Origin of the sequence: Paraburkholderia oxyphila NBRC 105797, from assembly GCF_000685075.1 — a bacterium.
In the GTDB taxonomy this organism is placed as follows: domain Bacteria; phylum Pseudomonadota; class Gammaproteobacteria; order Burkholderiales; family Burkholderiaceae; genus Paraburkholderia; species Paraburkholderia oxyphila.
This window is the reverse complement of the sequence record NZ_BAYD01000004.1, coordinates 141,735-166,748: the sequence shown is the minus strand read 5'-3', so window position 1 is coordinate 166,748 and position 25,014 is coordinate 141,735. Positions and strand designations below refer to the sequence as shown.

The 25,014-nt window shown below is 65.4% G+C and carries 25 protein-coding genes and 1 pseudogene; 14 read left to right on the top strand and 12 right to left on the bottom strand.

Going from position 1 to position 25,014, the window contains the following annotated elements; all coding sequences use genetic code 11:
• Nucleotides 1-22 precede the first annotated feature (22 nt).
• The 8 genes and pseudogenes from BO1_RS03610 to BO1_RS03575 all read left to right on the top strand — a co-directional run bounded on the left by BO1_RS03610 (nucleotide 23) and on the right by BO1_RS03575 (nucleotide 7,900).
• Nucleotides 23-1,066: a DNA polymerase III subunit delta' gene (locus BO1_RS03610; RefSeq protein ID WP_028216389.1), complete on the top strand. Its 1,044-nt coding sequence runs from the start codon at nucleotides 23-25 to the stop codon at nucleotides 1,064-1,066.
• Nucleotides 1,067-1,252: 186 nt separating this feature from the next.
• On the top strand, nucleotides 1,253-2,038 hold the full coding sequence (locus BO1_RS03605; protein ID WP_028216388.1) for a TatD family hydrolase: 786 nt from the start codon (nucleotides 1,253-1,255) through the stop codon (nucleotides 2,036-2,038).
• Between the two features lie 75 nt (nucleotides 2,039-2,113).
• Entirely contained in the window at nucleotides 2,114-2,827 is a 714-nt protein-coding gene (locus BO1_RS03600; RefSeq protein ID WP_028216387.1) for an ankyrin repeat domain-containing protein, read from the top strand.
• A gap of 160 nt (nucleotides 2,828-2,987) precedes the next feature.
• Complete coding sequence (locus BO1_RS03595) at nucleotides 2,988-3,344, top strand: Rap1a/Tai family immunity protein (RefSeq protein ID WP_028216386.1); 357 nt, start codon at nucleotides 2,988-2,990, stop codon at nucleotides 3,342-3,344.
• 230 nt (nucleotides 3,345-3,574) lie between these two features.
• A pseudogene (locus BO1_RS03590) lies at nucleotides 3,575-3,727 on the top strand (mechanosensitive ion channel family protein); the annotation flags it as partial.
• A 133-nt stretch (nucleotides 3,728-3,860) separates the two neighbouring features.
• A complete protein-coding gene (gene otsA, locus BO1_RS03585; protein ID WP_028216384.1) occupies nucleotides 3,861-5,267 on the top strand; it encodes an alpha,alpha-trehalose-phosphate synthase (UDP-forming) in 1,407 nt (468 codons plus the stop codon).
• 128 nt (nucleotides 5,268-5,395) lie between these two features.
• Nucleotides 5,396-6,568, top strand: coding sequence for an AAA family ATPase (locus BO1_RS03580; RefSeq protein WP_028216383.1), 1,173 nt, complete (start codon nucleotides 5,396-5,398; stop codon nucleotides 6,566-6,568).
• A 264-nt stretch (nucleotides 6,569-6,832) separates the two neighbouring features.
• Nucleotides 6,833-7,900 (top strand): glycosyltransferase family 4 protein, encoded by a 1,068-nt coding sequence (locus tag BO1_RS03575; protein WP_028216382.1) that lies wholly within the window; start codon nucleotides 6,833-6,835, stop codon nucleotides 7,898-7,900.
• 85 nt (nucleotides 7,901-7,985) lie between these two features.
• Here the strand turns inward: BO1_RS03575 and BO1_RS03570 are convergent, their stop codons facing one another.
• From BO1_RS03570 to BO1_RS03560, 3 genes are all read right to left on the bottom strand, one after another.
• A complete protein-coding gene (locus BO1_RS03570; RefSeq protein ID WP_028216381.1) occupies nucleotides 7,986-8,576 on the bottom strand; it encodes a BPSL1445 family SYLF domain-containing lipoprotein in 591 nt (196 codons plus the stop codon).
• A gap of 137 nt (nucleotides 8,577-8,713) precedes the next feature.
• Nucleotides 8,714-9,160, bottom strand: a complete 447-nt coding sequence (locus tag BO1_RS03565; RefSeq protein WP_028216380.1) for a hypothetical protein — start codon at nucleotides 9,158-9,160, stop codon at nucleotides 8,714-8,716.
• Between the two features lie 324 nt (nucleotides 9,161-9,484).
• Nucleotides 9,485-9,817 carry a PsiF family protein gene (locus tag BO1_RS03560; protein WP_028216379.1) on the bottom strand — a complete coding sequence of 111 codons (333 nt, stop codon included), beginning with the start codon at nucleotides 9,815-9,817 and terminating at the stop codon, nucleotides 9,485-9,487.
• A gap of 231 nt (nucleotides 9,818-10,048) precedes the next feature.
• Between BO1_RS03560 and BO1_RS03555 the strand changes: the two genes are divergently transcribed.
• Complete coding sequence (locus BO1_RS03555; protein WP_028216378.1) at nucleotides 10,049-10,345, top strand: YciI-like protein; 297 nt, start codon at nucleotides 10,049-10,051, stop codon at nucleotides 10,343-10,345.
• 145 nt (nucleotides 10,346-10,490) lie between these two features.
• Here BO1_RS03555 and BO1_RS03550 read toward each other — a convergent pair whose 3' ends face one another.
• Entirely contained in the window at nucleotides 10,491-11,141 is a 651-nt protein-coding gene (locus BO1_RS03550; protein ID WP_028216377.1) for a phosphoribosyltransferase, read from the bottom strand.
• A gap of 230 nt (nucleotides 11,142-11,371) precedes the next feature.
• On the opposite strand from BO1_RS03550, the gene BO1_RS03545 reads away from it, so the two are divergent.
• A complete protein-coding gene (locus BO1_RS03545; protein WP_028216376.1) occupies nucleotides 11,372-11,629 on the top strand; it encodes a hypothetical protein in 258 nt (85 codons plus the stop codon).
• Nucleotides 11,630-11,641: 12 nt separating this feature from the next.
• Here BO1_RS03545 and BO1_RS03540 read toward each other — a convergent pair whose 3' ends face one another.
• Nucleotides 11,642-12,499, bottom strand: a complete 858-nt coding sequence (locus tag BO1_RS03540) for a LysR substrate-binding domain-containing protein (protein ID WP_028216375.1) — start codon at nucleotides 12,497-12,499, stop codon at nucleotides 11,642-11,644.
• A gap of 174 nt (nucleotides 12,500-12,673) precedes the next feature.
• On the opposite strand from BO1_RS03540, the gene BO1_RS03530 reads away from it, so the two are divergent.
• Together BO1_RS03530 and phnX are read left to right on the top strand one after the other, a co-directional pair.
• Nucleotides 12,674-13,846, top strand: a complete 1,173-nt coding sequence (locus BO1_RS03530) for a 2-aminoethylphosphonate--pyruvate transaminase (protein ID WP_028216373.1) — start codon at nucleotides 12,674-12,676, stop codon at nucleotides 13,844-13,846.
• Between the two features lie 123 nt (nucleotides 13,847-13,969).
• Nucleotides 13,970-14,773 (top strand): phosphonoacetaldehyde hydrolase, encoded by an 804-nt coding sequence (phnX, locus tag BO1_RS03525; protein ID WP_028216372.1) that lies wholly within the window; start codon nucleotides 13,970-13,972, stop codon nucleotides 14,771-14,773.
• 122 nt (nucleotides 14,774-14,895) lie between these two features.
• On the opposite strand, the gene BO1_RS03520 is transcribed toward phnX, so the two are convergent.
• The gene (locus tag BO1_RS03520; protein WP_043283669.1) at nucleotides 14,896-16,002 is read right to left on the bottom strand and encodes an asparaginase; all 1,107 of its coding nucleotides are present in this window, start codon (nucleotides 16,000-16,002) and stop codon (nucleotides 14,896-14,898) included.
• A gap of 322 nt (nucleotides 16,003-16,324) precedes the next feature.
• Here BO1_RS03520 and BO1_RS03515 point away from each other — a divergent pair, with 322 nt between their 5' ends.
• Nucleotides 16,325-16,642, top strand: coding sequence for a YnfA family protein (locus tag BO1_RS03515; RefSeq protein ID WP_028216370.1), 318 nt, complete (start codon nucleotides 16,325-16,327; stop codon nucleotides 16,640-16,642).
• A 14-nt stretch (nucleotides 16,643-16,656) separates the two neighbouring features.
• Here the strand turns inward: BO1_RS03515 and BO1_RS03510 are convergent, their stop codons facing one another.
• From BO1_RS03510 to BO1_RS03490, 5 genes are all read right to left on the bottom strand, one after another.
• Complete coding sequence (locus tag BO1_RS03510) at nucleotides 16,657-17,100, bottom strand: thioesterase family protein (RefSeq protein ID WP_028216369.1); 444 nt, start codon at nucleotides 17,098-17,100, stop codon at nucleotides 16,657-16,659.
• Between the two features lie 195 nt (nucleotides 17,101-17,295).
• Nucleotides 17,296-19,290 (bottom strand): DUF5107 domain-containing protein, encoded by a 1,995-nt coding sequence (locus BO1_RS03505; RefSeq protein ID WP_028216368.1) that lies wholly within the window; start codon nucleotides 19,288-19,290, stop codon nucleotides 17,296-17,298.
• 98 nt (nucleotides 19,291-19,388) lie between these two features.
• On the bottom strand, nucleotides 19,389-19,697 hold the full coding sequence (locus BO1_RS03500) for a hypothetical protein (protein ID WP_028216367.1): 309 nt from the start codon (nucleotides 19,695-19,697) through the stop codon (nucleotides 19,389-19,391).
• Between the two features lie 118 nt (nucleotides 19,698-19,815).
• Entirely contained in the window at nucleotides 19,816-20,247 is a 432-nt protein-coding gene (locus BO1_RS03495) for a hypothetical protein (RefSeq protein WP_028216366.1), read from the bottom strand.
• Nucleotides 20,248-20,423: 176 nt separating this feature from the next.
• On the bottom strand, nucleotides 20,424-22,154 hold the full coding sequence (locus tag BO1_RS03490; RefSeq protein ID WP_028216365.1) for a site-specific integrase: 1,731 nt from the start codon (nucleotides 22,152-22,154) through the stop codon (nucleotides 20,424-20,426).
• Nucleotides 22,155-22,347: 193 nt separating this feature from the next.
• Between BO1_RS03490 and BO1_RS58800 the strand changes: the two genes are divergently transcribed.
• Complete coding sequence (locus BO1_RS58800) at nucleotides 22,348-22,506, top strand: hypothetical protein (protein ID WP_156992096.1); 159 nt, start codon at nucleotides 22,348-22,350, stop codon at nucleotides 22,504-22,506.
• Between the two features lie 1,416 nt (nucleotides 22,507-23,922).
• Here BO1_RS58800 and BO1_RS03475 read toward each other — a convergent pair.
• Entirely contained in the window at nucleotides 23,923-24,903 is a 981-nt protein-coding gene (locus BO1_RS03475) for an NAD(P)H-dependent flavin oxidoreductase (protein WP_028216363.1), read from the bottom strand.
• Nucleotides 24,904-25,014 lie beyond the last annotated feature (111 nt).

Sequence of the window (25,014 nt, the reverse complement as noted above, 5' to 3'; positions counted from 1 at the left end):
GCTTAATAGATTGATTTAAAACATGATCTACCCGTGGCAATCCGGCGACTGGGAGCGCCTTCAGCAACTGCGCAGCCACTGGCCGCATGCGCTGCTGCTGCATGGCCAGGCCGGCATCGGCAAGCTTCAGTTCGCGCAGCATCTGGCGAAGGGGCTGCTGTGCGAGTCGCCGCATGCCGACGGCCAGCCGTGCGGCGCATGCCCGGCGTGCAACTGGTTTGCGCAGGGCAACCATCCCGACTACCGCGCGGTGGTGCCCGAGGCGCTGGCCGGCCTCGTCGGCCCCGCCGGCGGCGACGACAAGGAAGACGCCAAAGCCGATAAGGGCGACGGCGACGAGGGCAAGAAGACCCGCGCGCCCAGCAAGGAGATCCGCATCGAGCAGGTGCGCGCGCTACTCGATTTCACGGGTGTGGGCTCGCATCGCGGAGGCCTGCGCGTGGTCGTGCTGTATCCGGCCGAGGCGCTCAACGTCGCTGCCGCGAACGCGCTCCTGAAGACGCTTGAAGAACCGCCCTCGGGCGTCGTGTTCCTGCTCGTCTCGGCGCGCATCGACCGGCTGTTGCCGACCATCATCAGCCGTTGTCGCCAATGGCCGATGAGCACGCCCGCGCCCGGGGAGGCGCAGGCGTGGCTGACGGCGCAGGGCGTGGCCGACCCGGCGGGCCTGCTCGCCGAAGCGGGCGGTGCGCCGCTTGCGGCGCTCGCGCTCTCGCAGGACGACAACCGCGCGCTGCGTGACTGGACGCTCGGCCAACTCGCGGCGGGCGCCGCGTGCGACGCCTTCGCCTGTGGCGAGACGCTGCAAAAACTGCCGGTGCCGCTCGTGCTCGGCTGGCTGCAGCGCTGGGTCTATGACCTGCTGGCCGAGCGCGCGGCGGGCCGTCCGCGCTACTACCCGCAGTCGGCAACGGCCCTCGCGCGCTGCGCGGCGCATCTGGACGCACCGGCACTGGCGCGCTATCTGAAGACCGTCACGCGCCAGCGTGCCGTGGAAAACCATCCGCTGAATGCGCGTCTCGTGTTCGAGGAGCTTTTTCTCGGCTATCGTGAAATGTTCGCCTGAGATCGGTGTCCGAGCGTGTCCGGCCGGTGCCGGCGTGCGCCGCCGGACCTTGCGCCTTGTCTACTGGTGATGCCGCCCTCGATAAGCGCATTGAGGCCTCAGAGGCACCCGCCTGGCCGCCGGCTTTTTCGTTGATTTAGCGCAGTCAGCTTTACCTGTCACTCCATCGTCATCGCAGGACCGCCCATGTTTGTCGATTCGCATTGCCACATCAACTTCGAGGGCCTGGCCGATCGGCTGCCCGAGCTGCTCGAAAATATGCGCGCGCAGGCCGTCACGCACGCGCTGTGCGTCTCGGTCGACTTCGAGACGCTGCCCTCGGTGCTCGACATCGCGAGCCGCTACGAGAACGTCTATGCGTCGGTGGGCGTGCACCCCGATCACGAGGATGTCCAGGAGCCCACCGTCGCGGACCTCGTGGAGCTGGCGCAGCACCCGAAGGTCGTGGCGATCGGCGAAACGGGGCTCGATTACTATCGCCTCGGCGAGCGCACGATCGAGGACATGGAGTGGCAGCGCGAGCGCTTTCGCGTGCATATCCGCGCGGCGCACGCCACGGGCAAGCCGCTCATCGTGCATACACGCGCGGCCTCGGACGACACGCTGCGCATCATGGAGGAGGAGCGCGCCGGGGAGCCCGGCGGTGTGATGCACTGCTTCACGGAACCCTGGGCGATCGCCGAGCGCGCCCTCGCGCAGAATTTTTACATCTCGCTTTCGGGCATCGTGACGTTCAAGAGCGCGACGGAGGTTCAGGACGTCGCGCGCCGCGTGCCGCTCGAGCGATTGCTGATCGAAACGGATTCGCCGTATCTTGCGCCAGTGCCATATCGTGGCAAACCCAATGAACCTGCGTACGTTAGCCATGTCGGAAGATTCATTGCGCAGCAACGCGGATTGCCGGACGCCGAACTCGGCGCTGCCACCTCGCAGAATTTTTTCCGGCTCTTCAAGATTCCGGCCACGGCCTGAGTGGCGAACCGCTTGCAGCCAATTTCTGTTTATTATTTATTATCAATTAGATAGCGAATAACGTTAAGGCTTGACATGAACTCGAATCCGCTTACGTCCACCGTCCACGCTACGCAAGCCCCGCGCGCCGCAGGCGTGCGCCGCATCGCCGCCGCGCTCGCCATCGGCATGAGCGCCGCCTTCCTCGCGAGCACGCCGGTCCACGCCGCGCCGATCGATTCGCTCGTGAAGGCCGTGAAATTCGACGACGACAAGGGCGTCGCCAAGGACATCGCCGACGGCATGGACCCGAACGCCACCGACAGCCAGGGCATGCCGCTGCTCGTGCTGGCCGCGCGTGAGAAGTCGGACAAGGTGGCGGCGCTGCTGCTCGACAATCCGAAGACCAACATCGCCGCCGAGGACAAGGCGGGCGAGAATGCGCTGATGCTGGCCTCGCTCAACGGCGACATGGAGCTCGTGAAGCTGCTCATCACCAAGGGCGCCGAGGTGAACAAACAGGGCTGGACCGCGCTGCACTATGCCGCTGCGAACGGCCAGGATGACGTGGCGAAGCTGCTGATCGGCTATTCGGCCGATGTCAATGCGCTGTCGCCCAACGGCACGACGCCGCTCATGATGGCTGCACGCGGCGACCACATGAGCACGGCGAAGCTGCTGCTCGACCACGGCGCCAATCTCAACGCGAAGAACCAGATCGGCATGAACGCGCTCGATTTCGCCAAGCAGTACAAGGCACCCGACGCCATCAAGGATCTCTCGGCGCGTATGGGTCAAGCGGCGAAGTAAGGCCACGGCAGGGCCGCCCGCTGCCGGTCGCTGGCCCTTTCATGAGGCGCCGCACGGCGCGCCCGCAAAAACAGTGCACAATACCGGGGTTGCCGCCGGCCGCCAGCGGGCGGCTCGCGGCGCGGCACGCGCCGCCCCCAACGACGAATCAAGGAGAATCATGCTGCGGGCTCTGATCTGCGCCGGCGCGCTCGCTGTGCCGATTTCGGCTTTCGCCTTTACCGCTTCCGATCTGAACCGGCTGTGCTCGAAGACCGACGTGGCGTCGCGCAGCGCATGCGCCGCCTACATCGAAGGGGCCGCTGACGGCATTTTCAATACCATCGACGCAATTGGCGGCACGACCGGCCCGCGCGTCGGCCAATACTTCTGCCTGCCGGCGGACGCGCGCTCGGCGCAACTCACCGACGCCGTGCGCAAATACATCGCCGACAATCCGAATGTCGCCGGTTACAACGCCAGCACGGCGATCTCGCTCGGGCTCGGTAAAGCGTTTCCGTGCAAGACCAGTAACTGAGTCAGCGATTGAGCCAGCAACCGGGTCGGTAAGTAGTTCTTAGTCTGGCCGCCTGCCTGGGGGATCGCGCCGCCGCGCGCTCCAAACCGCATGTTCCACTTGGCCGCTCAGGCCGGCCGCGTACATTCTTTAGCGCATTTTTACGCGCACTCACGTACCGTGACGTCAGGCGCCGTTGCCTTGGACAGCGCCGTACGTGCACGTCATCCATCAGCCCGCACGCCGTGCTCACGGTGACGGTCGTGTTCATTATCTTCGGCATGGGCACCGCGCTCATGACTGTCCCGAACGTGCGCCAGATTGGCGCCAGCCTGCCGGGCCCGGCGGCCGTGGCGACTCGCGTGGCACGTCCCGTGCTGGGCAATCTGATCGCCGGGCTGCAAAGCCTGACCGGATGGCATGTTTGCATGCCGCCCAGCCATGCGAGCCCGCGAGCAAGCCTATAAATAAGAAGCGGCAAAAGAAACCGCCGGAAACAGCAGAGGAAGCAATGAAGCAAACAGGAGGAGCATCCCGATGGCCAGACTGATAGTCGTCTCGAACCGCGTGGCGACGCCCACGGAGACGAAGGGCTCCGCAGGAGGGCTCGCCGTCGGGGTGTTCGGTGCGCTCAAGGACGCGGGCGGCGTGTGGTTCGGCTGGAGCGGGGATGTCGTGAGCGAGACGGTCGCGAACGCGGGCCCGACGCTCGCCGAGGAGGGCCACGTCACGTTCGCGACGGCCGGGCTCACGAAGAAGGACTACGACCAGTATTACCGCGGTTTCTCCAACGCCACGCTGTGGCCGGTCTTTCACTACCGCAACGATCTCGCGCGCTACGAGCGCGACGAATACGCCGGCTACCGGCGCGTGAACGCGTGGCTCGCGCACAAGCTCATCAAGCTGATCCAGCCCGACGACATGATCTGGGTCCACGACTACCACCTGATCCCGTTCGCCGAGGCGCTGCGCTCGGAGGGCTTGCGCAATCGCATCGGCTTCTTTCTGCATATTCCGTTTCCCTCGCCGCAAGTCCTGCAGACGATTCCGCCGCACGAAGAACTCGTGAAGTCGCTGTGCTGCTACGACCTGCTCGGCTTCCAGACGCGCAACGACCAGCAGGCGTTTCACGATTACATCGTGCGGGCCGCGCGCGGCACGGTGCGCGAGCATGGCGAGAACAAGGAGGAGGGCGAGGTCGAGGCATACGGGCGCAAGCTGCGCACGGGCGTCTATCGTATCGGCGTGTTTCCCGACGAGATCGCCGAGCAGGCCGCGCGCTACGAGAGCCGCCAGCACGTGCTCGACCTCAAGCAGAGTCTCGAAGGGCGCAAGCTCATCATGAGCGTGGACCGGCTCGATTACTCGAAGGGCCTCGTCGAGCGTTTTCAGGCGTTCGAGCAGTTGCTCGAGCATGCGCCCGAATGGCGCGGCAAGGTCACGCTCGTGCAGATCGCGCCGCCCACGCGCTCCGACGTGGCGAGCTACAAGGTCATCCGCGAGGAACTGGAGCGCGAGGCGGGGCGCATCAACGGCCGCTATTCAGGGCTCGACTACACGCCGATCCGCTACCTGAGCCAGCAATACGACCGCTGGAAGCTGATGTCGCTGTTTCGCGAGTCGCAGGTGGGCTATGTCACGCCGCTGCACGACGGCATGAATCTGGTCGCGAAGGAGTACGTGGCCGCGCAGAATCCCGAGGATCCCGGCGTGCTGGTGCTGTCGATCTTCGCGGGCGCCGCCGCCGAGCTCAGCGGTGCGCTGCTCGTGAATCCGCACGACGCGGCCGGCATGTCTGAGGCGCTCGGCCACGCGCTTTCGATGCCGCTCGAAGAGCGCAAGGCGCGCTACCACACCAATATGGAGGCGCTGCGCCGCAACGATCTGGGTGTCTGGCGCGACCGCTTCCTCTCCGACCTCGCGGCCGTGCCGCAGCCGCGCTGAGTGTTCACGCGGCCGTCCCCGCTTGCCCATTCGTCTGCGCAGCCGTCCGGCGACAACGCGCGCCATGCCCGATTGCGTATCATCGGGCGCTGGCTCAACCCGCGCGCGAGGCGCGCTCGCTACGACTCATGCTCTCCACCCTCGCCATCGCCAACTACCGCTCGCTGCGCGAGCTGATCGTGCCGCTCGGCCCGCTGAACGTCATCACGGGACCGAACGGCAGCGGCAAGTCCAATCTCTATCGGGCGCTGCGCCTGCTCGCATTGACCGCGCGCGGCGGCGTGATCCCGTCGCTGGCGCGCGAGGGCGGCCTGCAATCGACGCTGTGGGCCGGCCCCGAGCGTTTCTCGCGTGCGGTCGCCAAGGGCGAGTACGCGGTGCAGGGCACCGTGCGCAAAGACGCCGTGAGCCTGAAGCTCGGCTTCTCGGGCGAGACCTTCGGCTATGCGATCGACCTGGGCTTGCCGATGCCCGGTTCGTCGTATTTCTCGCTCGACCCGGTCATCAAGCGCGAATGCATCTGGGGTGGGCCGGTGCTGCGTCCGTCGGCTTTGCTTGTCGACCGCCAGGGGCCGATGATCCGCATCCGCGACGAAGACGCGGGGCGCGGCGAGTGGACCACGCTCGCACAACCGGTGGCGAGCTTCGACAGCATGATGACGGAGTTCGCCGACCCGCGCAGCGCGCCGGAGATGATTGCGGTGCGCGAGCAGATCCGTTCGTGGCGCTTCTATGACCACTTCCGCACCGACGAGCACGCCCCCGCGCGCCAGGTGCAGATCGGCACCCATTCGCCGGTGCTCGCCGACGACGGCGCGAACCTTGCCGCCGCGCTGCAGACGATCCGCGAGATCGGCGACGGCGCAGCGCTCGACACGGCGATCGGCGATGCGTTTCCCGGCGCGCGCGTCGAAATCGTCAACCACGAGGGGCGCTTCGAGGTGGCGCTGCGTCAGGAAGGGCTGCTGCGGTCGTTGCGCGGCGCCGAGCTTTCTGACGGCACGCTGCGCTATCTGTTGCTCGCGGCGGCGTTGCTGAGCCCGCGGCCGCCGGCGCTGCTCGTGCTCGACGAACCGGAGACGAGCCTGCACCCGGACTTGCTGCCGTCGCTCGCGCGGCTCATCGCGCGCGCCTCGGCGCACTCGCAGGTGCTGGTGGTCTCGCATGCGGCGCGGCTTGTTGCGGCGCTCGAGCGCGAGGCGGGCAGCCAGTCGATCGTGCTGGAGCGGCGCCTCGGCGCGACGGCGCTCGCCGACGAAGACGCGCTCGACGTTCCGGCGTGGAAGTGGCCGTCGCGCTGAGTGCCGGAGCCGAGCCGGCTGCGCCCCGCAAGTTGTTTCCACCTGTAAGTCGATATAGCAATTGAAAGACTCGCAGCGCGTGCGCCGCGCAGGGCGAATAATCGCCACATGAGTCGCCTCCAGCCGCTCGGTCGTGCGCTGTACGGGTCTGTCCCTTCAATGCCCGGCGGCGCGGTCACGGTATCTGGCTTGCCTTACAATGGCTCGGACCGGCTACTGGCTTTCCCCGCGTGCCTCTCGCGCGGAATACGAAGGAGACACCCGATGAGAATTGCGCAGATCGCCCCGTTGACCGAATCGGTGCCGCCCAAGCTCTACGGCGGCACCGAGCGCGCCGTGTCGTACATCACCGAGGCGCTGGTCGATCTCGGGCACGACGTGACGCTGTTCGCAAGCGGCGATTCGCAAACGCGGGCGAAGCTCGAACCCGTGTGGCCGCGCGCGCTGCGCCTCGACCCCGGCATTCGCGACCGGGTCGCGCCGCACATGCTGCTCATGGAGATGGTGCGCCGCCAGGCCGACCAGTTCGACGTGCTGCACTTCCATATGGACTACTACTCGTTTTCGGTGTTCAAGCGCCAGGAAACGCCGTTCGTGACCACGCTGCACGGCCGCCTCGACTTGCCGGAGCAGCAGCCGGTGTTCGACACGTTCGACACGGCCCCCGTGATCTCGATCTCGAACTCGCAGCGCCAGCCGATGCCGCAGGCCAAATGGCTCAAGACCGTCTATCACGGCCTGCCCGAGACGCTCTATGTGCCGCAGCCCGTCGAGCAGCGCTATCTGGCGTTCCTGGGCCGCATCTCGCCCGAGAAGCGCGTGGACACCGCGATCCGCATCGCCCAGCGCTGCGGCTTGCCGATCCGCATCGCGGCAAAAGTCGACGAGGCCGACCGCGAATATTTCGAACGCGAGATCAAGCCGCTCTTCGCACTCCCGAATGTCGAGTTCGTCGGCGAGATCAACGATAGCCAGAAGGCCGAGTTTCTCTCCGGCGCGCATGCGCTGCTGTTTCCGATCGACTGGCCCGAGCCGTTTGGGCTCGTGATGATCGAGGCGATGGCCTGCGGCACGCCCGTGATCGCGTTCAATCGCGGCGCGGTGCCGGAAGTGGTGGATGAGGGCGTTTCGGGATTTATCGTCGAGGACGAAATTGGCGCCGTCGCGGCCGTGAACCGGCTTGCACGCGTGCCGCGCGCCGGTGTGCGGCGCCGCTTCGAAGAGCGATTCACGTCGCACCGCATGGCGCAGCAGTACATCGAGGCGTACCAGGCGGTGATACGCGCGAACCGGCGTGCGCGCTTCAAGGTGATCGACACGTCCGCGAGCTGAGCGGCTCAAGCGCCCGATGTGGCCCGGGTCAGCCGCCCGAGCCGACGAGACTCGGGCGAACCGCGGCGCTCGCGCACGCGGGGGGTTACAGCTTCAGCTGGGTGATCTTGGTGGTGCCGAGCGAGAGATCGCCAATCAGGCCGCTGTTCGTGAGCACGAAGACTTCCACGGGTTTGACCGCCGTGGTGGTATCGATCGAGCCGTTCGCGCCGACCTTCACGAGCGCGACCGAGGCGTCGCCGCCGACCGACCAGCCTTCCGAGGTCCGCAGCCGATCCAGCGCGTCCTGCGTCATGAAGAGGTAGACGACGGCTTTCGACTGCATGCCGAGCGTCGCGCCCACCGATGCACCGGTCGTGCTGTAGTAGCCGACCGTGCTGCCGCCGACACGCAGCGCGCCATCGCCATGTTCGCCGCCAATGCCGATGCCCGCCTGGATCACCTGCGGGAACACCAGCACGCCGCGCGCCTTGCCTACGAGCTCGCGCGAGCCCGGCACGGTCTGGAACAGCCGCGACAGCGTGCCGTCGACGGAAGCGTCGATCGACTGGCGGCGCGCGTCGTTGGTTTGGGCGGTGGGCGGCGGGTTGCTGCCGGTGGTGGAGCAGCCAGCCAATGCGGCGCTCGCGAGCGCGATGGCGACAGAAGTCTTCAGGACGAAACGGCGTGCTTGCATGTTGTTCTCCGCTCTGGGTTCCGAAATATCCGAAAGCCGTGCCGCCATGGCGCTTTGCCGATGACGGGATCAGCTTCGGCCGTTATATCACAGGCCCCTGATTTGCCTGTTCGAGACGGTGCAGTGAGAGGCGCGCGTCAGCGCTCTGGCACGGGCTTGGTGGCAGGGGGGCGGCGCAGCGCCCGCTTCACGCCGCCCAGGACGATGCCGATCGCGAGCAGCGTGAGCGCCGGCACGACCCAGTAGCCGACGAACGCATGCCATAGATAGCTCACGAGCGTGGCGCGTCGCGTGGCATATTCGTCGAGCGCCGCCTGCTGGGGCGCGGCGTTTTCTGCGAGCACGGTAGCGGGGCAGCCCAGCGCGCGAGCGCGCTCGGGTGTGCCCTGGCAGTGCAGCGGCGCGCCGGCGGCACGTTCGGCGTCGGTGAAAGTCCAGCTCGTGAGCGCGCGCTGAAGATCGGCGCGGTTATAGGCCATCTCGTCCTGTGCCTCGCGCACCACGACGATCATCACCGGCACGAGCCAGAAAACGATCACCACCAGCCAGCGGCGAAACCAGCGGTTCTTGCGTTTCCACACCATCCGCGCCTCCGTACGATGCTACCGGCATCATCCAGGCATCATCCAGGCATCAACTTCGCTCGGCGGCCCGATGGTTTCTGCTTGATTACGTATCAGGGAAGGGGCGCCGCTGCAGCCATCATAGGAGAAAAATGGCGCGCAGGCGCAAGCCCGGAAGTGCGCAGGCGCACGTGCGGTGCCGGAGTGCGCAAGCGGAGGCGCAAAGGCGGCCGCGCCATGAAAAAACGACGCGCCGCAGCATAGGCCGGGGCGCGTCGCGATGAGGTCAAAGCCGCGTTGAAGCCGGGACCGGGCGCAAACCAGGCGCTCCGGTCGCGCGGCGGGTCAGCTCTTGGTCGAGAGGCACTGCTTCATGAACGCCTTGCGGTCGTCGCCCTTCTTGTCGCCGGCTTGCGTGTTGCACGCCTTCATCCGCGCTTGCTGCGACATCGTCGGCGCCGGCACGCCAGCGGCCGAGAGACACTGCTTCATGAAGGCCTTGCGATCGTCGCCTTTCTTGTCGCCGGCCTGGGTGTTGCACGTCTTCATCTTCGACTGCTGGCTATTCGGGCTCATGGCCCCCGAAGCCGGCGCTGCGGGTGCGGCGGTCTGTGCGAACGCCGGCGCGGCCAGCGCGCTGCCCAGCGCGATTGCAGCAATGACGGATTGAATCTTCATTGTTCACTCCCATGGGATATCGACATTGTTGTCGGTAGTCGCGCGAGCAGGCGCCATGTCCGGTCCATCTTTGCCCATCGCTGCAACCATTATGGCAAAGCCACCCTGAAAACGAACCGGCGGTGCCTTCGGTTGACCCGCGCTTCAGGCACAATGCCATGCGTTGATGCTGCGCTGCATGCGTTGCAGTGCAAACCACCGGCATGCTTTGCATGCCACGGGAGACAGACGATGCATTACCTCTTGATGTACGACCTCGCCGACGACTATCTCGAACGCCGCCCGGAGCACCGCGACGAGCACCTCGCGCTCGCGTGGGCGGCGGCCGGGCGCGGCGAGCTGCTGCTCGCGGGCGCCATCGCCGACCCGGTGGACGGGGCGCTGCTGCTATTCCAGGGCGATAGCCCGGCGGTTGCGGAAGCGTTCGCGCGCGCCGATCCTTATGTGACGGCGGGCCTCGTCAAGGCGTGGCGCGTGCGGCCCTGGCAGACGGTGGTCGGGAAGCACGCGGCGAATCCGGTGCGCTGATTGCTGGCGCGCAGTGCGCCCAGGGCGCCCTTGGTGCGCGAGCGCAGTCGTGTAGCCGGTGCGTCTTGGATGGCTGCGCACGCAATGTTTTCGGCCCCGGCATGCTCGTGATCCACAGCGGCCAGCCGCTGTCGCCTGCCAGGCCTCAATCGTCCGTTGCCGCGCGCTCGAGCAATACGCGCACGGTTTCGTCGTCGACCTGGTCGAAGTCGAAATAGAACTGGCCCACGCTCATAAACGATACGGGCATCTGCACGCAGACGAGATCGTCGACAGCGCCCGCGAGCCGTGCGCGCGCGCCGGCCGGCGCGACCGGCAGCGCCGCGATGATGCGTGCGGGCCCGAGCGAGGCGAGCGCACGCGCGGCGGCCTTGATCGAGGCGCCCGTGGCCATGCCGTCGTCGATCAGCAGCGTCACGCGTCCGGCCACGGGCACAGGCGGCCGCGTGCCGCGGTAGCGCGCCTCGCGCCTGCCCAGCTCGATGCGGGCGAGCGAGAGCGCGCTTTGCAATTGCGCCTCGCTCACGCCGGCTTCGCGGATCAGCGTTTCGTCGACATATTGCGCACCGTTCGAAGAGAGCGCGCCCATTGCGAGCTCCGGCTGCCAGGGCGTGCCGAGCTTGCACACGGGCAGCACGTCGAGCGGCGCGCGCAGCGCCTCGGCGACTTCGAACGCAACCGGCACGCCACCGCGCGGCAGCGCGAGTACGACGATATCGGGGCGCCCCGCATAGGGCGCGAGTTGCGCGGCGAGCATTTGTCCTGCTTCGCGGCGATCGGTGAAGGGACGTTGCATGAGCGACTCCGGTCCCGTGCATTGCTGAGGTGGAACGATCCGTTCAGTGTGCCACGTGCTGCACCTGCGTGAGCGGAAATCGCGGACAAAAAAGGGCGCCCGGGAATGACTGGCATTCAGGCGCATGCTTCGCAGCCGCGCGCTCATTTGCATACGCCGATTTCTCGTTTGGCGCGGCACGCCGGCATGGTTACGATGGCCTCGAACCTTTCATCGACGAGGTCCGTGCCATGTCCGATTCCGCCTGTTTTTCGTCCCGCCTTTCAGCCGGTTCCCCCGCCAATTTCGCGCCGCGGGTCGTCGAGCCCGCGCAAGCCGATGCGCCCGACGGGCTCGGGCTCGCGCTGGAGCTCACGCTGGTGCGGCCCGTGGACGGCATCGCGGGGCAGGCGCTGCGCATTCATCTGCGCCATGGCGCGCGCATGGAGCAGGCCGAGACGCTGCGCGACCTGCTGCACCAGGTGGGGGCGGACATCGTCGTGTCGTGAGCGTGCTGGCGCTCAGTCGAGCGGCGTCGCGAACAGTGCGTCGAGCAGATTCGACGACGAAGGCTCGGCGAGCCGCACCAGCGTTTCCACCATGTGCACCTGGCAATCCACGAGCGGGATCGCGCGAATCCGCCGCGATTCGCCGAATTCCGCGCCCGCGATGACCCCCGCGCCCACGCCCTGTGCGATGGCGGTCTGCAGCCCCTCGCGGCCATCCACGTAGAGCACGGGCTCGACCTGCAGACCTTTGCGTACCAGTTCCGCCTCGAGCATCTGCTGCGTGACCGATTGCGCCTCGCGAAAGATCATCGGCTCGCGCACGAGTTCCTCGTAGGTCATGCGGCGCTTTTTCGCCGCGGCGCTCTCGGCGGGCACGACCGCCACCAGCGGGTCCTCGCGCAGCACGCGCGAGTGCAGGCGGCTGTGCACCTGGTGCGCCGCCGTGATCGCGGCGTCCACCTCGCTCGACAGCACGCGCCGCATGCACTCGGTGGCGTTCGCGATGGCGAGCTTCACGACCACGCCCGGATAGCGGCGCCGGAACGCGCCGATCAGCTTGACGGCGAGGTCGGGCGCGTCGGCGACCAGCGCCAGCTCGCCCGATTCCAGCGCACCCGCCGCTTCGAGCAGGCGCCGCGCGTCGCGCTCGCAGCCCACCATCTGGCGCGTCACCGCGTAGAGCCGCCGCCCGAGGTCGGTGAGCTCGACGCCGCGCGGCGCGCGCTCGAACAGCTTCACGCCGAAGTCCGCTTCGAGCCGCCGCACATGGTCGGAGACGGCCGGCTGGGTGAGCGAGAGCGCCTGCGCGGCGCGCGAGAAGCCGCCGTGCTCGGCAACGGCGTGAAAGGCGCGCAATTGGGCGTATTGCATGGTGGTTGGCTTCCGGCTCGAGGATTCACCCATCGCCGCTCGACCCGGTTCGATCGGGCAGAGCGACAGGGGTATAAGTTCTATCGATATCAACATCGATTATATCGATTTTACCTATGTGCTGCGCTGCAGTAACGTGTCGGCTTTCCTGCTGACTATCACTGGAGCAGTCGCATGACCATCCCTGCAGACCCGTACCTGCTGACCCCCGGCCCCCTGACCACGGCCGCTTCGACGAAAGCCGCGATGCTGCGCGACTGGGGCTCGTGGGACGCCGATTTCCGGGCAATGACGGCGCGTCTGCGCAGTGCGCTGCTGGAGATCGCCGGCTGCGACGCCGATGATGCCAACGGCGAATACGACTGCGTGCCGCTGCAGGGCAGCGGCAGCTACTGCGTCGAGGCAATGCTCGGCAGCTTCGTGCCGCGCGACGGCCACGCGCTCGTGCTCGCCAACGGCGCCTATGGCAAGCGCATTGCCACTACGCTGCGCTATCTGGGCCGCCGCCACACCGTGCACGATACGGGCGACTACCTGCCGCCGCGCGCAGCCGACGTCGAGCGCCTGCTCGTCGCCCACGCCGACATCACGCACGTCGTCGTGGTGCATTGCGAAACGAGCTCCGGCATTCTCAATCCGATCGAGGAGATCGCCGCCGTCACGGCGCGCCATGGCCGCCGCCTGCTGGTCGACTCGATGAGCGCCTTCGGCGCCGTGCCGCTCGACATGCGCACGCTGCCGTGCGAGGCCTTCGTCTCGTCGGCGAACAAGTGCATCGAGGGCGTGCCGGGTTTCGGCTTCGTCGTGGCGAAGAAGGCGGCGCTCGCGGCCGCGAAGGGCAATAGCCACTCGCTCGCACTCGATCTGCACGATCAGTGGGACGTCATGAACCGCACCGGCCAGTGGCGCTTCACGCCGCCCACGCACGCCGTGGCCGCGTTTCTCGAAGCGCTGCGCCTGCATGAGGCCGAGGGCGGCCAGCCGGGACGTCTCGCGCGTTACTCGCGCAATCGCGACGTCATGGTCGAAGGCATGCGCGCGCTCGGCTTCGAGCCGCTGCTGACCGAGGCGTGGCGCTCGCCGATCATCGTCACGTTTTTCTCGCCCGCCCATCCGTCGTTCAGCTTCACGCGCTTTTACGAATTGATGAAAGAGCAGGGCTTCATCATCTATCCGGGCAAGCTCACCAACGTCGAGAGCTTTCGCATCGGCTGCATCGGCGCGCTCGACGAGACGGTCATGCGGCGCGTCGTTGAGGCTTGCGGCACGGCTTTGCGCGCGCTTGGCGTGCCCAGCGGCGCACCCGAGCATGCGGCGCTCGACGCCCGCGAGGCGCTCGCGGCCTAAGGACAGCCTGAAGCCCGTATAGGCGCTGCGCGTTCCCGGACGCGTAGCCACGCTGACTCATCCAGACACACACACGAAACATTTGCAGCGCATTTTCAAGCGCATCACCCAGGATTTACGGAAATGAAATACGTCAAGGCAGTGATCTTCGACTGGGCCGGCACGGTGGTCGACTACGGTTCGCGCGCACCGATGGGCGCATTCGTCGAGACTTTCGAGCAGTTCGGCGTGCCGATCACGATCGAAGAGGCACGCGGCCCTATGGGCATGGCCAAGCGGCCGCACATCGCGGCCCTGATGGCGCTGCCGCGCGTCGCCAAGGCCTGGGAAGAACGCCATGGCCACGCGCCCGGCGAGGCTGACATCGACGCCGTCTATGACGTGTTCGTGCCGAAGAACGTTGCCGTGGCCGCGCAATACAGCGACGTGATCCCGGGCGTCGCGGCCGTGACCTCGCAACTGCGCGCCGATGGGGTGCGCATCGGCTCGACCACGGGCTACACGCGCGAGATCATCGACCAGATCGTGCCGGGCGCGGCCAAACAGGGCTTCACCGCGGACAGCATCGTGTGCACGGGCGACACGCCCGAAGGCCGCCCGTCGCCGTACATGATCTACCGGACGCTGCCGCAGCTCGGCGTGTGGCGCGCGCGCGAAGCGATCAAGGTGGACGACACCGAAGTGGGTATCGAAGAGGGCATCAACGGTGGCACCTGGACCGTGGGCGTGGCCGTCAGCGGTAACGCGTTCGGCCTCACCGAGGACGAAGTCCGCGCGCTCTCGCCGGAAGACTTCGCGCAGCGCCGCGAAGCGGCCGCGCAACGCCTGCGCGCCGCGGGCGCGCACTATGTGATCGACAGCGTCGCTGACCTGCTGCCCGTGGTCACGGAAATCGAGACGCGGCTCGCGCGCGGCGAGCGCCCCTGAGTTGCGCTGAGTCGTCCTGACCTGGCCTCGTCAGGTGCGAGCGCGATTCTGGCGGCCAGACGCCGCCAGAATCGCCTCTTCATGGGCGATTGAACCCGGTTCGCCCGATCATGCCGCGCCGTTCACCACGTCGCGGCAAACGCCTTCTGCACCTGAGCGGGCGAGGTAATGCCGTTGGCGATCAGCAATTGTGTGAGTACACGCGCCTTCTGCGGATTCAGGTCGAGCGAGACGACGAAGCCGCTCGTGTCGTCGTTCACTTCAACGTTGCGGTTCACGAATCCCGATCCCACGCGCGTGGCGCGCACCACCACGATGCCTTGCTTCGCGGCGCGCTGCAGCGCCTCGAGCGCCGCCTTCGAGGTGTTGCCGTCGCCGACGCCCGCCAGCACGATGCCCCTGGCCTTGTTGGCGATGGCGTTGTCGATCTGCACGCCGTCCATGTTGGCGTGCGAATAAACGATCTCGACACGCGGCAACTGCTCGCCCGACGGCAGCGCGTACTTGTGGCTGTCCGGCTGGAACGCCGGCGCGAGAAAGCGCACGCTTGCGGGATCGACGTAGCCGATCGGGCCGCTGTTGGGCGAAGCGAAGGTCTGCACGCTCGTCGTGTTCGTCTTGGTGGTCGCGCGCGCCGACTGGATCGTGTCGTTGAGCACCACCATCACGCCGCGCCCGCGCGCCGCCGGGCTCGCCGCCACTTCGACGGCTTCGTAGAGATTGCCCGGGCCGTCCGCGCTCGTGGCCGTGGATGGCCGCATCGAGCCCACCAGCACGACGGGCTTGTCGGTACGCAGCACGTTGTCGAGGAAGAAGGCCGTTTCCTCGAGCGTGTCGGTGCCATGCGTGATGACCACGGCGTCGGCTTCGTTACGGTCGAAGATTTCCTGGATGCGCCGCGCGAGCGTGAACCAGACCTTGTCGTTCATGTCCTGCGAGCCGATTGACGCCACCTGCTCGGTGCTGAGGTGGGCGAGCTTTTCGATGCCAGGGACCGCTTGCACGAGTTGCTGCGCGCCCACGGCGCCCGCGTTGTAGGCGTTGGCCGCGCGTGTGTCCGCCTGGCCCGCAATCGTGCCGCCGGTGGCGAGCACGGCCACGCGCGGCAGCGCGGCGGATGCGGTGGCGGTGGCGGCGTCATCGGCGGCCAGCGAGACGCTAGCGGGCAGGGCAGTGGCGGCAAGCACGAATGTGACGGCAAGGCATTTGGCGCGGACGGCGTTTCTCATGATTGCTTTCCTTGGCGGTTGATAATCATTTTTAAAATGCGTACTGCGGAAAAAGATTATTCACCGATTGCGGATAAATTCAATGCCGCTTCGAAAATATATTGATTTATATCGCATTGAATTTGAGCCTGAAATGGAATCCTGCGCGTGAATTGCTCAATAATTTGAAATTCAGAAAATATTTATTCCCGATCGGATAATAATCCGGACGCCGGCCGGATTAGTGAATTAGCCGGCATTGGCCAGTATCAGGCCGTTTTACCGTTTAGCGCGGTCTGCGCTACCATGGCCCCCCTCGACGCCACCGCCGAATGTGCCATTCATGAAGACGTTTCTGCTTTTCGTCGCCACCGCGCTTGCCGAGATCGTCGGCTGCTACTTGCCGTATCGCTGGCTGCGCGAGGGCGCGAGTGCGTGGCTGCTCGTGCCCGCCGCCGTCTCGCTCGCGCTCTTCGCGTGGCTGCTCACGCTGCATCCGAGCGCCGCGGGGCGCACCTACGCCGCTTACGGCGGCGTATATGTCTGCGTGGCGATGCTGTGGCTGTGGGCGGTGGAAGCGATCCGGCCAAGCCCGTGGGATTGGGCCGGCATGACGCTAGCGCTGGGCGGCATGGCGCTCATCGCGTTTCAGCCGCGCTGAATACGCGCGGCGCTTCAGGCGACCGAGTTGACGTTCGGGAATTTCGCGCGGAATGCCGGCGGCATCGGCACGACTTTTTTCGCCTCGTAGTCGAAGAAAACAAACCCCGACTTTGCCATCGCGACGAGCGCGCCATCCGAGGGTCGCGTAATGCGGAAAATAATGTCGCCGCCGTATTTGTTGAAATCCATGATCCCCACTTCGAAGCATAGCTGGTCGCGCGCGTAGGCTTCGGCGCGATAAGTGGTTGCGAGGTCCGTGACGATGATGCTGGTGTGGGCGTCCTTCATGTCTTCGACGCCGGCATCGAAGAGGAAGCGCGCCCGCGCCTCCGAAATCATCGAGATCATCGAGTCGTTCGCGAGGTGGTTCGCCGAGTTGATGTCGGTGACGCGCACCGTGAGGTGCGTCGAATAGTAATACTGGTCTTCGGGAAAATGGAGCTCGATGCGGGCCATGGCGCGATGCGTTGAGTTGGAATCAGGGTCGCAGCGCCGGGCGGCTGGACATTCGCAGCGTGTGCGCCGGCGCGCGCAAACCCCGATTTTATCGGTTCGCGGCGCCTGATTGCAGGGCGCCCGGCAGGTGGTAGATTGGTGGCCGATTTTGTGGCCCTGATTCGCGGCGGGATAATGGCCCACGTGAGCGCCGCCTTAGCCGGCTCGCGGATCGCGCACCATGCGGAAATCGAGCCGGTATGGAAGCGGGGCCGCGACGAGCACCGCGCGTTCTTCGTCGGGGCTCAGCGTGTGGCCAAGACGCCGGCTTGCGCGCGTGATCTGGAGTGCAGACCAAATCTCGTCGAGCGCCGTTTCGCCTTCGCGGATCGTCGCGAATTCGTAGTCGAGCCAATGTTCGGCAAGGTCGAGATTCCCATCGAGCAAAGCGAGCCGCGCGCGTATCAGCCGGATGCGCTCGTGGCGTTCGGCGTCCGGACCCAACCCGGAGAGGAAACGCCTAAGCGCGGCGATCCGGTCGTGCCGCAACAGCCATTCGGCGATTTCGGTGGCGAGTTGGGGCGGCGCATCGGGCGCATCCCACGCGCTCAGATAGAGCCGCTCGGCCGCTTGCACGTTGGCCTCGGACAATGCGAGGTTGCGCAGCGAGAGCGCATTGGGCCGCAACGCGTGTGCACGCTTGAAAAAAGCATGGGCAGGCGCCGTATGGCCGCGATCGAGTGCGATGATGCCGAGCGCGAGCGCATGCAGCCAGGTCTCGCCATGTTTCGCCGACGAATCGAGCAACGCCTGCTGCCATAGGTCGCCCGCAACCCAGATCTCGGGCGGAGCCGCGAGCGACTCGGCAGAGAACCGGCCGGTCGCCGCAAGCTCTGCCCATGGACGCGCGACATCCGGCGGCGCGTCGAAATCGAGCCCCGATGCAACGGGCCGCCCAGTCAGGACTTCGTGCAGATGCCCCCAGACCGCGCCGCGATGCAGCCGGCGCGACACCGGCTTCGACGCGTGAACCCGCATGCGCGCGTCGCGCGAGGCAAGCTTGTGCGCCGGAAGTTGCGCGTCGAGCGCGCTGCGGACCGCCGAGCAGGCGGCATGCCAGCCCGGATCGTGCGCGGCCCGGGCGTCGAGCGCGAACGGCATCCAGCACTCGGTCCATTCGAGCGCGCCGCCGCCGGGCAGCATGAACTCCTGATCCTGCGTTGGCGCGATACCGGCCTGGATCTCGACATACTCCGTGTCGCCGGGCCGCCCGAGCACCTCCATCCAGTGTCGTCCGCCGGCGCCGGTGCCGAAGAAAAACATCTTGCGTCCGCGCATCCCGGAGGTCGCGGTTTGCAGAATGCCGCGCCCCTCGCCGTCGAGCGCGGCGATCCAGAGCCGGTCCGCATCGGGCTTGCGGAAGAACACCGACGTGGCGGCATTCCATCGCGCCGGATAGCTGGCGTCGAAACCATGGGCGTCCAGCGCGAACCGCTCGAGATGATTGTCCGGCAACACGTGTTCGATGCCGTAATCGGCGGGCGCGAGCACGCGCATGCCGGGCCGATACGGAACCGCGGCGTTGGTCCACCAATAGCAGGCAATCTCGGCGGGATTGGGGTTGACGATGCGGCCGTGTACGTAAAGGCGGCTTTCGCCGTGCGGCAGGAAGAGATCGACTTGCCAACTGGCCTCGCGGACTCGGTCGAATTCATGGAGCCGCAGGAACGGGCCTTCGTCGGTTTCGACGACGCTGCAGAAAACCGCTGCGCAAGTAAAAGGCGTATGCCCGGGAATCAAGCCATTCCATTCGATGCCGCCGGAAAACCACGCATTGAGCGCGGCCAGATTCGCGGGTTGAAACACCGGGTTGCGAAACAGGAGTTCCGCCCCGTTGCTCAGATCGATGAGCGAAGCGAGGCGCCCGCCGAGTCCCGGGAGCACGGTGGCGCGCATCAAGCCATTGTCGAGCACGACTGCATCGAGAAGGCCCGGCTGCAAGTGACGGTCGTAATCGTCCTGGACACGGTAAGGCAGTATCGATGCCTCGCCCCAGACGAACGCATGTTTGCGTTCGTCCGCGCCCAGATTGTTGGCGGGCGGCGCGGGATTCGCCGCCGTGGGCTGTTGCCAGCGGAAAATCGGCAACGGGTTGGCCGGACCCAGGCGGGCGACGGGCAGGGCAAGACGCTCGGTGCGTATGTGTGTCATGGCAACCTTCCGGCGCCTGGGCGGTGGCCATCTCTCACGAGGGGGCGACGAGCGCCAGCCAGGCCGGAAATGTCGCGCGGGAACGCATACGGTTTTCGCTAGACGCGGGGCAGGTCGTCCATCGATTTTTCGACGCTGCCATCCGGGACTTCCATATCGATTCCGTCAACCCCATTCGGGTGAGGAACCGTCTTGATCTTTGGCCCAAGGAATTTCATGCCGCCCAGCGTGAAAACGGAATACACCACCGCGCCCAGGCGAATATCGTGCGCGACATCCGCCACTTCCGAGATCCTGGGCGGCGAGAGCCAGTCATGGGAATGAGGGTCAATTGGCGCCCAGCGCACGTGCGTCACCCGATCCGTTGACGCGCTGATACGCACCCCGTCGACAGCAAACGTAGCCATGGTCACCTCCTTCGACGCGAGAATTAATATGCTAGTCCGTTCGACGGCGGCTGGAAAGCGGCGAGAACGCGATGCCTCCACTGCCGCTCCATGGCGAGGCAGAGGCGTACGCGCGCGCTCAGTGGTACGTCGTGGTCGAAGATTGCAGCTTCGTCAGCGTGCCGTCCTTGAAGCGGAACCAGCCGTCCGGGCCTTGCATCACGACTTCATCGGGTTGCCAGTACACGCGCTTGACCGTCATGCGCACGTTCGCGCGCTTCACCAGCGGCGGACGGCTGCGAAAATCGTAGAGCACGGGGCCGTAAGCGGTCTGCACGAGCATGCGCGTGATGGTGCCGCCGCCGTGGCCCACGTCATCGAAGTGCTCGAGCGTCTTCGCGCCGAAACGATCGAAAATTTGCTTGTCGAGCAGAGCCAGGTAATCGCGGTCGTCGCGCACGAATTGCAGGGTGCCAGCGGGTGTCGTGAGCGCGTCGGACACGCTGCTTTGCGCATGTGCGCAGGTCACGAACGAAGTGGCCGCGAGCGCAGCGAGCAAGAGGCGTTTCAATTTCATGGTGCTTTCCAGATTGAGCAGCGACTCCGGGGGCGGAGTGCGTCTGATAAACGGCGCTGCGGGGCATTCTCGCCAATTTTGGCCGATACGTCGAATGTGCCGCCGCCGTGCGTAACTGGCGCCGATCTGGCCGAGCCTGGCCGCCCGTACCGAACTAGCCGTGCGGCAACTCACTTTGTTCTCCCAAAAGCCTCGCCGATCTGCCGCGCGCGCTTGACCTCGTCGCTGTGCAAGTAGAGCGAAGTCGTGGATACGGAGGCGTGCCGCAGATTGTCCCGCACGGTGGTGAGTTCCGCGCCGCGACTCAGCGCGTGCGTCGCGTGCGTGTGGCGCATCCAGTGAGGGCTCGCGCGGCGCAGCTTTTGCGCAAGCGGCGCGTGGTCGGCCTCGATCGCGCCGGCGGCCAGCAAAAAGAAGCGCCGCATCACCATCCAGAGGCGCACGCCGCTGATCGCCGCGTCGCTGCCGGCGCGGGTGTCCACGTCAAGGCTGCCGATGACCGGCGTGGACGGATTCCAGCGCACCGGCGTCACCGGCAGCTCGCGCCCGGCCAGGTAGCTTGCCAGCGCGTCCCACGCGAGCGGCGGCAGCGCGACGCGCGCCAGCTTCTTGCCCTTGCCCGTCACGCGCAGCCAGTGATCGCCGTGCGGATCCGTTTCGACATGGCCCAGCGTCGCGCCGACCAGCTCGCTTGCGCGCAGCCCGGTCGCATACGCGAAGTCCAGCAGAAAGCGCAGGCGCCGTGCGGCGGGGGCCGACCAGCCGTACGACCATTCCAGACCGTCCGCGATCGCGCGCACGAGCGCCCATTCCCCCTCGCTGAACGCGTGCGAGGCATCGAGCGCCGATGCCGCGTTGCCGCCGCGCACCTTCACACCGGCGAACGGATTCGCGAGCACATAGCGCTGCTCGATGAGCCAGCGGAACAGGGCGCCGAGGATCGACAGGGCATGCGCGACCGAGCGCGCCGAGAGGCTGCCGTTGAACGGCCGCCAGTCCGGCGAGGTGCGCGCACGCACGGGGCCCACCCAGCGCCCGCGCGGTGACGGATGGCGCAGGAAGGTGCGGTAGGCGATGGCGTCTTCCGTGGTGAGCGACGAGAGCGCGCGGCCCCGTTCGACGATGGCCCACAGGATCAGGCGCTCGGCTTCCTTCCGGTAGGTGCGCTGGGTGGCGGGTGACTCGTGCAGCGCGAGCCAGGTCTGCACGGCCTCGTAGTCATTGGACGCGTCGAGCGTGCAGGTGGCGGGCGGCGCGCGGAAGGTGCCATCGGAGCCGTCGACCTCGTGGGGCACCCGGATCGCTTCCCACGGCACGCACATCATGTCCATCGGGCCGCGCTGGCCCGCGACCACGAGCGCGCGCGCCTTTTCCGTGAGCGCGGGCCAGGCGGCGAAGAACGCCTCGATGGCGCGGGCACTCGCCATGCCGAGTCCCGGCACGGCTTTCCACCACTGGCGGCGGCGCGGGATGCGCACGGTGAGGTCGGCCAGCGTCGTAATGCCGTGCGCATGCAGCACGCGAACCGCGCGCGGCGTGAACCACTGCGCGATGTCGTCGGCGATCTGGGGCTCCGGAGGGCGCGCGGTGCGCAGGGTATCGATGGACTGCGCGACGGCCTTCGCGTGGCGCTCGCGTTCCTCGGCGGGATGGTCGAGCAGGGCAGCGAGATCGTCACGATGCGCCGCGCGCGCGATGTCCAGCAGCCTGCGCCGGATCGCGCCGAGCACGCCGCGCGCGGATTTGTTCTCACCGAGCCTGGAAGGCAGGTAGCGAACGACCGCCTGGCGTACGGGCAGGCCGGCATACCACGCGCGCAGCATCGCGAGTTCGTCGGCATCGGGAAAACCGGGTGGTTCGGCGCCAGGCGGAACGTGAGGGTGGGTGAGGCGGTTTTTCATGCCCACGAGTTTAAGTCATAAATACATGCCTTATGATAAGAAAAGTTATCTTTATAGGGGTATTGTGCGTCACGTTTTCGTGAAAAACTGGAGCCTGTTCGATGCCATGGTGGCGTCCGCTCTAGATTGATTCGACCGTGCTGGCCGTGCCGGAACCGCGCTACTCGAACCCCTGATCCTCGATCTGATCGACATGTCGTCGAGCGCGGCCGATGCCATGCGATTGCAGCTACACACCGACGAGCGGCTGCGCCAGATCTCCACGAGCCTCATCGCGCAGGCGGTGAACAACGAGACGCTCGAGGAATGGGGCGCGCACTGGGCGCATGGTCTCCCGGCTGGAGAACCTTAACCCCTGTCGCGAGGTCGCTTTACGGCAAAGGTGCGCCCGTAGTGGGCGAAAGATGGGAGAAAATTTCAGAGAAACGTCGTACTACGAAGAAACACGAGTGTGTATCCTCGAAGCCAATTCGATTGCAGACAAGCAAGGTTCGAGGTCGCTCGAATTGCGCGCGGAGTTGAGTTTCGCAGGGCTACAGACAGATCGCGGCGGAGCGGAGCGCTCCCCGCAAAGGCTTTCGGGGATCCTGTTCTCCTGCTCGGCGGCATCGAATTCATGCACAAGATCGCCACGGGGCTGATGACGGTTTCCCGCAAAACACCAATGCCGGCCCGGGTCAAGCGGCCTGATGGCCTCGCTATGGGAAACGTGAAACAGGGGCGAGGCCATACTTCTTCACAGTTGATGGTGAGCATCAAACATAGCACTCACCATCAAATCAGTAGCATCTGCCCTTACAGCCTTACGGCGATGATACTGGCGTAACACTTGTAGTCGTATGAATCGAAAATACACCATTATTAGTTGCAGTTGCTGTGGCGCTAGCTGAACCACATAGAGGATTGCAGCTCGAATTAGCGACCGTGGTTCCCGATGATTGCACGGAACTGCTGGTTGTTCCGGCTCCAACGGTCTGAGCATTGGCGGAGGCTGCACCTGTGGAGACTGACGCAAAGCCAGTGAGGGAATGTTGCGCAAAGGAAAAAGAGGAAAATGCAACAAATGCTGAACCGACAGCAACTTTAGTGAGTTTGCACATGCTTCACTCCTTATCGCAAACATCACAACAAACTACTACGAGTGACACCCGAAAGCTGTGTCGCCTAAAAGGTTAGGCCGGGAAGTTAAAAAGTCAAGAGATGATGGCTGTCTGACTAGATTGATTTTCAGCTTCTTGATTAAGCGGATCTAAGTCAATCAAATATGACGAAATGGAGCGTCGCTCCATTTTTTCGTGCCTGCGCTTAGGGCTATGCTGATCAAGCCGCGAAACTGGCGCTCGACCAGTACTTCAAAGGCGCATGAACGGTCGACTTGATCAGCATTTCCTTAATTAACACAATTAACATGATCAATTTCTTCACCGTGCGACGCGTGCGGACTCAATCGGCGTGTCGTCCCAATTCGGTCGCCGAGTGACGAGAGAGCTGGGTGCCGTAGCGCGGAGTCTGGCGCCAGCACTGAGAGGCGGTCTGGTTTTGAGAGGGTGCGCCTGCGCACGGCCAGCGAATGCCAAAAGTATCGCCCCCCAAGTCTGCCAAACACGCGCATCAATATTTCCTCGTGCTTCTTGTTTTGACTACATAACGTACTGGGGAATAGTAGCAATTAGAATTGTGAATTGAATATCGAGGGTTTATAGATTCACACACTGAACGGGACGAAGCGGCAGCTCCGCTCGTTCAATGCATCAAGCAGAGACGCTCACTACTGAAGAGCAAGCATCGACTTCAGCCGCTCCAATACCAGTTGCCTGGCTTCGCGCATGATTCGCTCGATCAGATCCTTGACCGACGGAATGTCGTGAATCAGGCCGGCGACCATGCCGCAAGACCATGCACCCGCATCCATGTCGCCGTTTTCCATGACGCGGGGGTACACGCCACCGACTTCCTCTACGATGTCGGCGAACGTAATCGCACTACCCATGCGGCTTTCTTTCTCCAAAAGCCGCTCCACGCCAGCATTGGTCAGCACCCGCTCGGTGTTGCGCAGCGGCCGCATGACGAGGCGCGTGTCGAGTTCCGTCGCGGCGACGATTGCCTGTTTGACGTTGATATGAACGGGCGCTTCTTGCGTCGCCACGAACCGGGTGCCCATATTGATGCCCTCCGCGCCGAGCGCGAGCGCGGCGACCAGTGAGCGGCCGTTGCCCATTCCGCCCGAGGCGACGAACGGCACCTTGAGCGTTTCGGCCGCGCGCGGCAGCAGGATGAAGTTCGGAACGTCGTCCTCGCCTGGATGGCCACCGCACTCGAAGCCATCCACGCTGACGGCGTCACAGCCAATGCGCTCGGCTTTCAGCGCGTGGCGCACCGAGGTGCACTTGTGGATGACCTTGATGCCTGCCTCTCGAAGCGCGGGCAACCACTTTTCGGGATTGTTGCCGGCGGTTTCGACAACCTTCACGCCACCTTCGATGATGGCGCGGACATAGCCGGGATAATCGGGTGGATTGCGCGAAGGGAGGAAGGTCAGATTCACGCCGAATGGCTTGTCCGTCATCGAGCGGCAGCGGCGAATTTCGGCTGCCAGCGCATCGGGCGTCGGCTGGGTGAGTGCGGTCAGGATACCCAGGCCGCCCGCGTTGGAGACGGCTGATGCCAGTTCGGCGAGTCCGACGTAGTGCATCCCACCTTGAATGATCGGATACTCGATGCCAAAAAGTTCGGTGATTCTTGTTTTCATGGAAACAGTGGCCTCCCGAAAAGGGAAATAGAAGTCATGTCATGCGAAGCGTTCCGTTCACGTGTCAAAGCGCGTGAACGGGGTGGAGTGGGGCGAACGTTTCGGAAACCT

Coding starts and splice junctions, on each gene's coding strand:
- BO1_RS03605 (WP_028216388.1), top strand. CDS start 1,253: ATGTTTGTCGATTCGCATTGCCACATCAACTTCGAGGGCCTGGCCGAT.
- BO1_RS03555 (WP_028216378.1), top strand. CDS start 10,049: ATGCATTACCTCTTGATGTACGACCTCGCCGACGACTATCTCGAACGC.
- BO1_RS03510 (WP_028216369.1), bottom strand. CDS start 17,100: ATGGCCCGCATCGAGCTCCATTTTCCCGAAGACCAGTATTACTATTCG.
- BO1_RS03475 (WP_028216363.1), bottom strand. CDS start 24,903: ATGAAAACAAGAATCACCGAACTTTTTGGCATCGAGTATCCGATCATT.
- BO1_RS03500 (WP_028216367.1), bottom strand. CDS start 19,697: ATGGCTACGTTTGCTGTCGACGGGGTGCGTATCAGCGCGTCAACGGAT.
- otsA (WP_028216384.1), top strand. CDS start 3,861: ATGGCCAGACTGATAGTCGTCTCGAACCGCGTGGCGACGCCCACGGAG.
- BO1_RS58800 (WP_156992096.1), top strand. CDS start 22,348: ATGTCGTCGAGCGCGGCCGATGCCATGCGATTGCAGCTACACACCGAC.
- BO1_RS03570 (WP_028216381.1), bottom strand. CDS start 8,576: ATGCAAGCACGCCGTTTCGTCCTGAAGACTTCTGTCGCCATCGCGCTC.
- BO1_RS03580 (WP_028216383.1), top strand. CDS start 5,396: ATGCTCTCCACCCTCGCCATCGCCAACTACCGCTCGCTGCGCGAGCTG.
- BO1_RS03530 (WP_028216373.1), top strand. CDS start 12,674: ATGACCATCCCTGCAGACCCGTACCTGCTGACCCCCGGCCCCCTGACC.
- BO1_RS03505 (WP_028216368.1), bottom strand. CDS start 19,290: ATGACACACATACGCACCGAGCGTCTTGCCCTGCCCGTCGCCCGCCTG.
- BO1_RS03515 (WP_028216370.1), top strand. CDS start 16,325: ATGAAGACGTTTCTGCTTTTCGTCGCCACCGCGCTTGCCGAGATCGTC.
- BO1_RS03575 (WP_028216382.1), top strand. CDS start 6,833: ATGAGAATTGCGCAGATCGCCCCGTTGACCGAATCGGTGCCGCCCAAG.
- BO1_RS03550 (WP_028216377.1), bottom strand. CDS start 11,141: ATGCAACGTCCCTTCACCGATCGCCGCGAAGCAGGACAAATGCTCGCC.
- BO1_RS03560 (WP_028216379.1), bottom strand. CDS start 9,817: ATGAAGATTCAATCCGTCATTGCTGCAATCGCGCTGGGCAGCGCGCTG.
- BO1_RS03545 (WP_028216376.1), top strand. CDS start 11,372: ATGTCCGATTCCGCCTGTTTTTCGTCCCGCCTTTCAGCCGGTTCCCCC.
- BO1_RS03490 (WP_028216365.1), bottom strand. CDS start 22,154: ATGAAAAACCGCCTCACCCACCCTCACGTTCCGCCTGGCGCCGAACCA.
- BO1_RS03610 (WP_028216389.1), top strand. CDS start 23: ATGATCTACCCGTGGCAATCCGGCGACTGGGAGCGCCTTCAGCAACTG.
- BO1_RS03540 (WP_028216375.1), bottom strand. CDS start 12,499: ATGCAATACGCCCAATTGCGCGCCTTTCACGCCGTTGCCGAGCACGGC.
- BO1_RS03520 (WP_043283669.1), bottom strand. CDS start 16,002: ATGAGAAACGCCGTCCGCGCCAAATGCCTTGCCGTCACATTCGTGCTT.
- BO1_RS03565 (WP_028216380.1), bottom strand. CDS start 9,160: ATGGTGTGGAAACGCAAGAACCGCTGGTTTCGCCGCTGGCTGGTGGTG.
- BO1_RS03600 (WP_028216387.1), top strand. CDS start 2,114: ATGAACTCGAATCCGCTTACGTCCACCGTCCACGCTACGCAAGCCCCG.
- BO1_RS03595 (WP_028216386.1), top strand. CDS start 2,988: ATGCTGCGGGCTCTGATCTGCGCCGGCGCGCTCGCTGTGCCGATTTCG.
- phnX (WP_028216372.1), top strand. CDS start 13,970: ATGAAATACGTCAAGGCAGTGATCTTCGACTGGGCCGGCACGGTGGTC.